Here is a 1,510-nt window from a genome sequence, read left to right as displayed (position 1 = left end):
ATATCGAAGACACAAATGTTAACGTTGGTGATTTAGTATCAGTCACTGGAGAAGTAGAAGAATTCAAACCAGATGGTTATGACGACGCAAAGGATTTATTAACGACAGAAATTAAAGCATCAACAGTGGTAGTTGAAGCATCTAATCAGCCATTGCCAGCACCTGTTGTCATCGGAGATGACCGTATCCAACCAACGAAGGTAATTGATAATGATGGCTTTGCAGCATTTGATCCTGAAGAAGATGGTATTGATTTCTACGAAAGCTTAGAAGGAATGCGTATCGTATTAGATGGTGCGACAGTTGTCGGTCACCCTAAATACGAAGAAGTTCCAGTTGTAATAGATAGTGTAGTTGACTCATATCGCACTGAAGCAGGTGGTGTAATCATTTCACCAGAAGACTTCAATCCAGAGCGTTTGTTAGTGAGCCTTGGCCAAGATATGGATCTTAAAACAGGTGATCAATTTGATGGCCCAATTACTGGTGTCTTAAGCTATGATTTTAGTAATTTCAAGCTAGTGTTAACTGAAGATCTACCAGAAGTCATTGACGGCGGATTAGAAAGAGAAATTACGAACATTGAAATAGCAGAAGATAAATTAACGGTAGCTTCATACAATGTCGAAAACTTCTCTGCTGAAACTGATCAAGAGAAAATTGACAAAATTGCTCATTCAATTATTGAAAACTTAAAAACTCCTGACATTGTTGGATTAATAGAAGTACAAGATAATGATGGACCAACTGATAGTGGTACAACTGACGCTAGTTTAACGTATGAAGCGTTAATTGCAGCAATTGAAGCAACAGGTGGACCGACATATCAGTATACAGATATCGCACCGGCAGACAAGATGGATGGTGGACAACCTGGTGGAAACATCCGTGTGGGATATATATATAATCCAGAGCGCGTAAGTCTAGTTGATAAACCAGCTGGTGATGCAACAACTGCAGTAGGGTATGATGAAGGTGGTTTAACAATGAACCCTGGACGCATCGACCCTACAAATGAAGCATTTAGTAACTCTCGTAAATCACTTGCAGCAGAATTTGAATTCAATGGTGAAAGAATCGTTGTCATCGCAAATCACTTAAATTCAAAACGAGGTGACGGAGCACTATATGGTAGTGAACAGCCTGTTGTTTTAGGTAGTGAGCCAAGTCGTGTTGAAAAGGCACAAGTGTTAAATGACTTCATTGATGGTGCATTAGCAGTCAACCCAGATGCCAACTTTGTAGTACTTGGAGACATGAACGATTTTGAATTCTCAGCTCCATTACGTACACTACAAGGAGACGTGTTAACAAACATGGTTGAAGAGTTACCTAAAGAAGAACGCTACACATATATTTATCAAGGGAATTCACAAGTGTTAGACCACATTTTAGTGTCAAACAATATCGCAGCTAATACAGAAGTAGATATTGTTAACATTAATACAGACTTTACAGAAGCATCAGGTGCAGCGAGTGACCATGATCCTTTGTTAGTGCAAATTGATCT

Annotated in this window: 1 protein-coding gene; it reads left to right on the top strand. The window is 39.2% G+C overall.

Translation table 11 applies throughout. From position 1 onward, the window contains the following. Window positions 1-1,510, top strand: a 1,510-nt coding sequence (locus tag SLH48_RS22270) for an endonuclease/exonuclease/phosphatase family protein (RefSeq protein ID WP_320259910.1), incomplete at both ends; no start/stop codon positions are given.

It is taken from the genome of Cytobacillus sp. IB215316 (genome assembly GCF_033963865.1).
GTDB lineage: Bacteria > Bacillota > Bacilli > Bacillales > SM2101 > Nanhaiella > Nanhaiella sioensis.
The sequence above is the reverse complement of the archived record's forward strand: the minus strand, read 5'-3'. Positions and strand labels throughout refer to the sequence as shown.